Source organism: Idiomarina sp. UBA4206 (assembly GCF_002383015.1).
GTDB classification, from domain to species: domain Bacteria; phylum Pseudomonadota; class Gammaproteobacteria; order Enterobacterales; family Alteromonadaceae; genus Idiomarina; species Idiomarina abyssalis.
Genome location: NZ_DFTS01000008.1, coordinates 72,866 through 82,033, shown reverse-complemented (window position 1 = coordinate 82,033; position 9,168 = coordinate 72,866). Strand labels below are relative to the sequence as shown.

At 49.1% G+C, this 9,168-nt stretch carries 9 protein-coding genes; 2 read left to right on the top strand and 7 right to left on the bottom strand.

What is annotated here, in order from left to right; all coding sequences use genetic code 11:
• From B3180_RS01325 to trmH, 4 genes are all read right to left on the bottom strand, one after another.
• A partial coding sequence (locus B3180_RS01325) for a ubiquinone biosynthesis accessory factor UbiJ (protein ID WP_286842485.1) occupies positions 1 to 398 on the bottom strand: 398 nt, incomplete at its 3' end.
• Complete coding sequence (ubiE, locus tag B3180_RS01320) at positions 398 to 1,153, bottom strand: bifunctional demethylmenaquinone methyltransferase/2-methoxy-6-polyprenyl-1,4-benzoquinol methylase UbiE (RefSeq protein WP_222235896.1); 756 nt, start codon at positions 1,151 to 1,153, stop codon at positions 398 to 400. The genes ubiE and B3180_RS01325, both read right to left, overlap by 1 nt.
• Positions 1,154 to 1,194: 41 nt before the next feature.
• Entirely contained in the window at positions 1,195 to 3,276 is a 2,082-nt protein-coding gene (gene recG / locus B3180_RS01315) for an ATP-dependent DNA helicase RecG (protein ID WP_278358878.1), read from the bottom strand.
• Between the two features lie 9 nt (positions 3,277 to 3,285).
• A complete protein-coding gene (gene trmH / locus B3180_RS01310) occupies positions 3,286 to 3,966 on the bottom strand; it encodes a tRNA (guanosine(18)-2'-O)-methyltransferase TrmH (protein WP_199493791.1) in 681 nt (226 codons plus the stop codon).
• A 97-nt stretch (positions 3,967 to 4,063) separates the two neighbouring features.
• Here trmH and B3180_RS01305 point away from each other — a divergent pair, with 97 nt between their 5' ends.
• On the top strand, positions 4,064 to 5,272 hold the full coding sequence (locus tag B3180_RS01305; RefSeq protein ID WP_222235898.1) for an EAL and HDOD domain-containing protein: 1,209 nt from the start codon (positions 4,064 to 4,066) through the stop codon (positions 5,270 to 5,272).
• A gap of 3 nt (positions 5,273 to 5,275) precedes the next feature.
• Here B3180_RS01305 and B3180_RS01300 read toward each other — a convergent pair whose 3' ends face one another.
• A complete protein-coding gene (locus B3180_RS01300; RefSeq protein WP_222235899.1) occupies positions 5,276 to 6,805 on the bottom strand; it encodes a bifunctional GNAT family N-acetyltransferase/carbon-nitrogen hydrolase family protein in 1,530 nt (509 codons plus the stop codon).
• Between the two features lie 121 nt (positions 6,806 to 6,926).
• Between B3180_RS01300 and B3180_RS01295 the strand changes: the two genes are divergently transcribed.
• Entirely contained in the window at positions 6,927 to 8,267 is a 1,341-nt protein-coding gene (locus B3180_RS01295; protein WP_199493789.1) for a Na+/H+ antiporter NhaC family protein, read from the top strand.
• A gap of 1 nt (position 8,268) precedes the next feature.
• On the opposite strand, the gene B3180_RS01290 is transcribed toward B3180_RS01295, so the two are convergent.
• Both B3180_RS01290 and B3180_RS01285 read right to left on the bottom strand, forming a co-directional pair.
• On the bottom strand, positions 8,269 to 8,661 hold the full coding sequence (locus tag B3180_RS01290; RefSeq protein WP_222235901.1) for a RidA family protein: 393 nt from the start codon (positions 8,659 to 8,661) through the stop codon (positions 8,269 to 8,271).
• 1 nt (position 8,662) lies between these two features.
• A partial coding sequence (locus B3180_RS01285) for an ACT domain-containing protein (RefSeq protein WP_349677604.1) occupies positions 8,663 to 9,168 on the bottom strand: 506 nt, incomplete at its 5' end.

Below are 9,168 nucleotides of genomic sequence, written 5' to 3'. Positions count from 1 at the left end.
GCAGGCACGTCGCCTATGGTCTTCGCCAGTTCAGCTTCCCAGTCGACGTTTAACGACTTAAACAAGCTCACCACCTGTTGCGCCAGCATAGGGTCACCGTCAATATCCAGTAAATCCGCTTTGATCAGTCGCGTCAGGTTGGCTGTATCCTGCAGCTCGGGCAGTACACCCTTTTCTGTTGCTATCCGGCAGTCTACATCGCTCTCATCCGACGTACTGAGCTGCACACCGTGGGTGTCCACACTCACGGTAATTTCAAAAGGCAGCTCTTTCAGATGAAAGCGCAGACGCTTTCCGTCCAGACGCTGCAAACGCTCCACCGACTCCGGGTCACGGTGCAACAGATTATTCGCTACCTTTTCAACCAACAAAGTTGGAATAAGCGGTAATAGCGTCATCAGAATTTATACCCTCGGTGCAGTGCAACCACGCCGCCAGTCATATTCTGGTAATCGACTTTTTCGTACCCGGCAGTGCTCATCATCGACTTCAGTGTTTCCTGGTCCGGATGCATGCGGATAGATTCCGCCAAATACTGGTAGCTGTCAGAATCGTTAGCAACAGCCTGTCCCATTTTGGGTAAAATGTTGAACGAATAGAAGTCGTACACCTGGTTCAGCGTAGCCGATACCGGTTTAGAAAACTCAAGAATTAATACACGTCCGCCAGGTTTGAGTACCCGCAGCATAGAGCGCAGAGCTCTGTCTTTGTCGGTGACATTACGCAAGCCAAAAGCTATGGTAATAACGTCAAAGGTATTATCATCAAACGGAAGTTCTTCCGCGTCAGCCTGCACATAACGTACATTGCCAATAACGCCGCTATCGCGCAATTTGTCACGGCCTACTTTCAGCATAGCGTCGTTAATATCGGCCAGTACAACTTCGCCCTCAGCCCCGACACGGCGTGAAAACTGCGCGGTTAAGTCGCCGGTTCCACCGGCAATATCCAACACTTTCATACCGCGGCGAACACCACTGCAGTCAATGGTGTAACGTTTCCATAAACGGTGAATGCCAAACGACATTAAGTCGTTCATGACATCGTATTTTGCCGCTACCGATTGAAAGACATCAGCAACCAGGCTTTTCTTCTGACTGCGGGCAACTTTTTGGTACCCAAAGTCAATGGACTCTTCGTTTTTATCGTTCATTTAACTATCCCGAACTGATTTTGTACTAGTGTACTTGATGATCACACCTGAGCATAGTGGTCACGACGCGGTAACCAGCGCTCAATTAACGCTTCAGCGCTTTGTGGGTAGTGCTCTAATACGTGCTGAGCAATATTTTGGGCTTCTGGTATTAACGCTTCATCGCGCTCTAAATCAGCCACTTTCAATTCGGCCAGACCGGTCTGCCGGTGCCCCAGCAATTCACCCGGTCCGCGAATTTCTAAGTCTCGCTGTGCAATCACAAAACCGTCGTTACTTTCCCGTAAAACGCCCAGTCGCTGCTGCGCCGTTTGTGACAACGGACTGTGATACAGCAGCACGCAGTGACTGGCAACCGAGCCACGACCAACTCGTCCGCGCAACTGGTGCAACTGAGCCAGGCCCAGCCGCTCCGGGTTCTCAATGATCATCAGCGACGCATTAGGAACATCCACCCCAACCTCTATGACAGTCGTTGCGACCAATAGGTCAATGTCACCCGCTTTAAACGCCTGCATCACCTGTTCTTTCTGCTCGTGCTTAAGCCTGCCATGCACCAGGCCAATACTTAAACCTGGCAGCTGCTCCTGCAAGTCATTGGCGGTGTCTTCTGCGGCCTGACATTCAAGTACATCGGACTCTTCAATAAGCGTACACACCCAATACGCCTGACGGCCTTCAGTGGCACAGACCTCCCGCACACGCTCCACAATTTGTTCCCGCCGGGTATCCGGAATGGCAACCGTCGTGACCGGTGTGCGTCCGGGCGGCAATTCATCAATAACTGATGTGGCTAAATCCGCATACGCTGTCATAGCTAAAGTGCGCGGGATGGGTGTTGCGGTCATAATCAATTGATGAGGATGCACACCGGCCTGAACGCCTTTTTCGCGTAATTGTAACCGTTGATGCACACCAAAACGGTGCTGCTCGTCAATAATAACCAATGCCAGGCGCTGATATGCAACATCCGCCTGAAACAGCGCATGGGTTCCAACCAGTAACTGGATCTCACCTTGCTTTAACTGTGCCAGTAACTCCTGACGGGACTTCCCTTTTGATTTGCCGCTCAACCAGGCGACATTAATGCCCAGCGGCATTAACCACTGACTAAAGGTAATAGCGTGCTGCTCAGATAAAAGCTCGGTTGGTGCCATTAAAGCCACCTGGTATCCGGCTTCAATCGCGGCCAGGGCACTGAGCGCAGCAACCAGAGTTTTGCCCGAGCCAACATCGCCCTGCACGAGACGCATCATTGGTTGGCCTCGGGCCATATCGCTGGTAATTTCTTTCACCACTCTTGCCTGCGCGCCAGTGGGTGAAAACGGCAACTGCTTTAAAAATGCCTCTTGTAACGCACCATTGCCTTTTATGGTAAAGCCCGCCTGAGCCTGTCGGGACTGGCGTAACTGCAGCAAACTTAATTGATGCGCAATAAGTTCTTCCGACGCCAGTCGCTGCTGCGCCGGATGCTCGCCTTGCTCCAACTGATGCAAAGGAACATCTACCGGCGGCCGGTGCAGAGTTAAAATCGCTTGTTCGAGAGAAAGTTGATGGGGCCTTAATTTTTCCGGCAGAAGCTCGGGCAAAGAACCAGGCTGAAGATACGTCAGTGCCTGCTCAATGATCTTACGCAATAGCCCTTGAGTTACACCTTCTGTCATTGGGTAGACTGGTGTCAGAGTTTCCTGCATATTCAATGGCTCACCGGCTTTAACAACGCGGTATTCCGGGTGGATCATCTCCCAGCCGGTCATGCCGCGGCGCACTTCACCAAAGGCTAATAAATGCGTGCCTTGAGCAAATTGTTTTAACTGAGCAGCACTGAACTGAAAAAAACGCAGACTGATACTGCCGGTTTCATCGCTGGCCTGACAAATCAGCATGCGCTTACGGCCGTACTTAATATCGGCATGCCGCACCGTGACCAAAACATTGGTTGCCACACCAGCACGCAAATTTGCAACGTCGGTCACTTGGGTACGGTCTTCGTATCGCAGCGGCAGGTGCAACAGTGCATCACTGACAGAGGCTAAGCCCAGCTTGCGCAGTTTAACCGCAACCTTTTCGCCCACACCTTTAAGTACCGTCAGTGGAATGTGCTGCAGTCCTTTTACCGCCACCTTTGCTCCTTATCTTGCACGCATCGCCAGCCACCAGGCTTCGTCCGCGACAATTTGTCCATTTTCATCCAACTCCGGATAAGGCATATTCTTACGCTTGCATGCCTTGGCATAAATCGGATGACCGCCTTCAAACAGCACTCGGTGTCGTTCTTCGGCACTCACGTGCGTTTTATCGTACAAACCAGCCAGTTCACGCTGGCGTTGCGCTTCATACAACATTACAGCGCCAGCTACAGAAACATTCAGTGACTGTACCATGCCCACCATAGGAATCATCACATGATGATCAGCAATATCCAGCGCCTCATCGGTTACGCCATATTTTTCCTGACCCAGTAAAATAGCGGTCGGCTTGGTGTAATCGACCTCACGGAAGTCTACAGAGTGTTCTGACAAGTGAGTCACCACCACCTGCATACCTTGTCCCTGAGTTGCCTCCAACGCTTCACCAATGGTTTTATGATTGTGAATTTTTACCCAATTCTGGCTTCCTAAAGCAGTTCCGCCGGACAACCTCGCCTTTTTGGTCAGCCATATCGCGTGCATTTCATGGACGCCTATCGCATCTGCCGAGCGAACCACCGCAGACAAATTATGGTTTTTATGCACGTTCTCCATGACAACGGTCAGGTCTGGCTGGCGTTTGTCCAGCATTTGGTTAATTCGTTGATATCGTTCAGGACTCATTTGCTTTTTTATAAAAATAGGACTAGATATAAGCAGTATACCCGAGAGAATCGGTCAGAACTAACCCTATGCTTCATCAAGGAAGACAAGAATAATAATGTCGTACTCCTATATTGCTCGGCAACCGATACTCACCAGAGACCAAAAAGTCTATGGTTATGAGCTGCTTTTCCGCGACAGCAACTCCAACAGTTTTCCTAATATTGACCCAAATGAGGCAACCTCCAAGTTGCTTCTGGAGCAGCACTTACTGGGTGATATTCAGACGCTGTGCATGGGAAAGCAGGCGTTTATTAATTTCCATGCCCGCACTTTGTTAAACGACTTTCCTTCTTTTTTAAATGCCCGAACGGTATGGGTGGAGCTGCTGGAAACCGTCGGAGTTGATGCTCCTTTACTTGAAGCCTGCAGCAGCACTACGTCGAAAGGCTACCGCATTGCGTTAGACGATCACGACTTTGACGGGCAGTGGGATCCGGTTATTCCGATGATCAACATGGTGAAAGTTGATATTCAGGAGCAGGGCTTAAACCTCGAAAGTAAAATTCGGTTCTTCAAAGAAAAGGGAATTCCTCTTTTAGCCGAACGGGTTGAGACTTACGACGAGTTTGAACGTTGTCTTGAATTGGGCTTCGATTATTTTCAGGGCTTTTTCTTTGAGAAACCTCAGGTCGTACAACAAAAATCGCTCTCGCCAAACCGTATTAGTAAGCTGACATTATTATCTGAGGTTCATAAAAAAGAGCTCGACTTAAATACCATAAGGCAGATCATCGAGCAGGACTTGTCGCTGACATACAGTTTACTGAAACTGGTGAACAGCGCACTTTACGGCGGCCGTAAGAAAATAGAAAACATTCAGCACGCTTTAGTCTATTTAGGCGATGCCGAAATTCGCCGCTTTGTTACCTTGGTGGTGTTAGCCAATGTCTCGGCAGGGCAACCTGAAGAGCTGACCATTAAGTCAGTGACCCGGGCGCGTTTTATGGAGTTAGTCACGGTCGAAATTCTCAATGAAAAACATCGCTCCAGCGCTTTTCTAGCCGGTATGCTTTCGTTACTGGATATTATACTGGGGGTACCGATGGACGATGTTCTCAAACAACTGCCACTTTCTTCAGAAATCACAAAGGGGCTGAAAAGCCGCGAAGGTGTCTGGGGCTATCTACTGCAAATGACCGAAATTTACGAGCGCGGCGAGTGGGACGCTCTGGATAAGCACCCTTTAAAACAAAAATTAAACGGCACCGATATTGGGCAGCTTTATATCGATGCCAGCCAATGGTGCCGTTTAGCGCTATTTTGAACCTTAACCTAAAAGCTTACGCGATACCTCATAGATGTCCGTCCGACGGTCTTTTTTATTCGTTACCGACCCCTCGTGATGCAAATAACGCAGCTCATCCAGGTTTAAGTCAGAAAACATCAACATTTCGGTGTTCGGTGTCGTTTCCGACATAATTGCGTCATGCGGGAAAGCAAAGTCAGACGGTGAGAATACAGCCGACTGCGCATATTGCACGTCCAGACTTTCTACTTCAGGTAAGTTACCCACACTGCCACAGATAACCACATAGCATTCGTTCTCTACCGCGCGAGCCTGAGCGCAATGACGTACGCGCAAATAGGCATTGCGGGTGTCCGTCCAGAACGGCACAAACAGAATTTCCAGTCCCTCATCGGCCATTATGCGGCCAAGCTCAGGAAACTCGACGTCATAGCAAATCAAAATGCCAATGCGTCCGGCGTCGGTATCAAAAACTTTGACTTCGTTGCCGCCTTCAATAACCCAGTCGCGTTTTTCGTGTGGCGTAATATGTAACTTATACTGCTCTTCCACCGAGCCATCGCGACGGCATAAATACGACACGTTATAAATTGTATCGCCATCCTGAAGCGGCATAGAGCCAGTAATGATATTGACGTTGTAACTGACCGCCATTTGCGACATTTCACGCTTAAACAGATCGGTGTACCCAGCCAGAAAACGAATCGCATCCATTTGCTGGCTCTGGTCAGTCAGCCCCATTAACGGTGCGTTGAAAAACTCCGGAAAGACAGCAAAGTCACTTTGATAACCCGACAAAGCATCAACAAAGTATTCCACCTGCTTCAGCAGCTCTTCTACCGACTCAACCGAGCGCATTTGCCACTGCACGGCCCCCACGCGTACGTTTTGAATACGGGTGGTGAGAATGTTATCCGATGGCTCGTACAGAAAGTTATTCCATTCCAGCAAAGTCGCAAAGCCGCGCGACTTCTCGTCCTCGGGTAAATACTTGCCCAGCAGGCGTTTTACGCTAAAGTCGTTGGCCAGCTGAAAGGTCAGAATGGGGTCATAAATTTCACGGCGCTGCACCTTATCCAAATACTGGCTTGGCGTCAGTTCGTTAGAGTACTTATAGTAATTGACGATACGACCACCTGCCAGAATAGCCCTAAGGTTCGCCTGTCGGCAAAGCTCTTTGCGCGCATCGTACAAGCGACGGCCCAGTCTGTAGCCCCGGTATTCAGGGTGAATTAAAACATCCAGGCCATAGAGCGCATCGCCTTTCTTATTATTAAGAATGGCTTCTCTGTGACCAATTAAGTCGTCGTAGGTGTGGGGGTTAGAGAACTTGGTGTACTCAACTTTTACGGTCAAGGCGACCCCGACAATGCGTCCGTTGTCCTCCAGACAAAACTGGCCTTCCGAGAAATCTTTTATCAGCTTTTCTATCGTAAACTGACTCCAGGAGCCGCCTATATCTTTATAGACCGCATCCATTAACGCTTTCAACTGTTCGTAATCTTCCAGGCGCAAATTTCGTATTTGCAAATGCAGTTCATCCGGGCTCATTATCTCTATCCTGATCTAAAACAACTTTACCGACAGTCTACACGTAATTGGAATAAGGTTGCATCAGGATAATTAGCTGTATAAACTTCTGGACGTCCAAATAAAAATAAAAGGCTGACACATGACAGATGCTTCGCCACAACCGGCTAGCGCTAAGGCGCTGTTACCTCTAGCGTTATTCTTAGTTTTGTTCTTAGGAACAGGGCTGTATTTTCAAAGCGAAGGCGTAGAGTACGCGTTTTATCAACTGCCCAGCCCGGTGGCTATTTTACCGGCAATAGTGCTGGGTATACTGCTCAGCAAACAGGCTTTTGAAGAACGTATTGAAACCTTCGTCGGTGGTGTCGGCGACAACAACATCATTACCATGTGTTTAATCTACTTATTGGCCGGTGCCTTTTCCACGGTCGCAGAAGCAACCGGCGGTGTAGATGCCATGGTGGCTTTAGGTTTAAACATTATCCCTCCGTCATTTCTGCTGCCCGGGCTATTCATCATAGCGGGCGTTATATCCACAGCTATGGGCACATCAATGGGTACCTTGGCGGCACTGGCCCCGGTCGTTCTGGGTATTGGTGAAGCAACGGATATCAGTCTGCCATTGCTGGCCGGAGTGCTGGTTAGCGGCGCGATGTTTGGTGACAACTTATCCATCATCTCTGACACCACCATTGCTGCAACTCGTACACAGGGCTGTACCATGCGCGATAAATTCCGTGCGAACCTTAAAATTGCAATACCAGCAGCTATTTTCACCGTTATTTGGCTGATCACTTACGATACCAGTCAGGTGCCTCTGGAGATCCCGGAAGCTAACCTCTGGCTGTCACTGCCTTACTTCGCCATTATTGTACTGGCGGTAATGGGGCTTAACGTTTTTGCCGTATTAGGTCTTGGTATTGTGTTAGCCGCTGCTTTTGGCATGTTCACGGTCGACTATGAATGGGTTGCTTTCAGTCAGGATATTTACGAAGGCTTTGGCAGCATGCAGGAAATTTTCCTTCTGTCGTTACTCATTGGTGGCTTATCAGCGCTAATCCGTCAGCAGGGCGGACTGGCTTTCTTAGCCGCTTTTGTCGAAAGTGCAGCCAACAAGGTGAGTAAACACAAGCAACGAGCCTCCGCCATTGGCGTTGCCGCACTAACCGCACTGACCAATTTCTGTGTTGCCAACAACACCGTCAGTATTCTGTTAGCCGGTGAGGTCAGCAAGCGTTTGGCAAAAGTGGGTAACTTAGCACCACGACAAAGCGCCAGCTTATTAGATATTTTTGCTTGTGTTGTACAAGGCGCGTTGCCGTATGGAGCGCAAGCACTGCTAATGGGGGCTAGCTTTAAAATATCCCCATTGTCAGTCAGTTTGCATACGGGTTATTGCTTTATTCTGGCAGCAGTGGCTATTGCTATTATCATCTGGCGCCGACCTCTGGAGGACAGAGAGCCGACACCAGAGTCAGCCTAAATTAGTTGGTGCTGGGCAGTTCCATAATGCCGTCAATTTCAATCTGCGCGCCTTTCGGTAATTGTTTTACGCCGATAGCCGCGCGAGCCGGATACGGCTGTCTGAAATGTTTTGCCATCACTTCGTTCACAATAGCGAACTGACCCAGGTCGGTCAGATAAATCTGAACCTTGACCATATCCTGTAATTCACCACCGGATGCTTCACAAACTGCAGTCAGGTTTTTAAACACCTGCTCCGCCTGAGCCGTGAAGTCTTCACTAACAAGCTCCATAGTTTCAGGAACCAGCGGAATTTGCCCGGAAAGATAAACGGTCGTGCCAATTTTGACTGCTTGCGAATAAGTGCCGATAGCAGCAGGCGCTTTATCCGTTGAAATAATTACTTTAGACATATTACTTCCTTAAGCGCGTCACGCGCTGAACATCCGGCATTTTACGAATGTGACGTATCACGTCCGCTAAGTGCTTACGGTTTTTTATGGTTAAAGCCACATCAATGAAATAAATGTTGGCGTCAATTTCTTCGGTCTGCAGACCGTCAATATTACAACCCGTGGTGGCAATTGACGAGGTTAACTTGGCCAGCACACCCTGATTGTTAACAATTTCAATGCGAATCTCAGAAATAAACTCGGCGTCGGGCTTGTTATCCCACTCAACCGGGAAGTATCGACCGGGATCATCTTCATGTCCGCGAACGTTTTTACACTCACGGCGATGGATAACCAAACCTTTACCCGGACTGACATGGGCAATAATATCATCGCCCGGAATAGGCCGGCAGCACTTCGCGAAGCTTACCAGAAGACCTTCAGCTCCTTTAATTGAGAGGCTTTTTTGCGATGCGTTGTCGTCTTTTATTGGCTGTAAATCGCCTAATAACCGCTTCGCAATAGCTA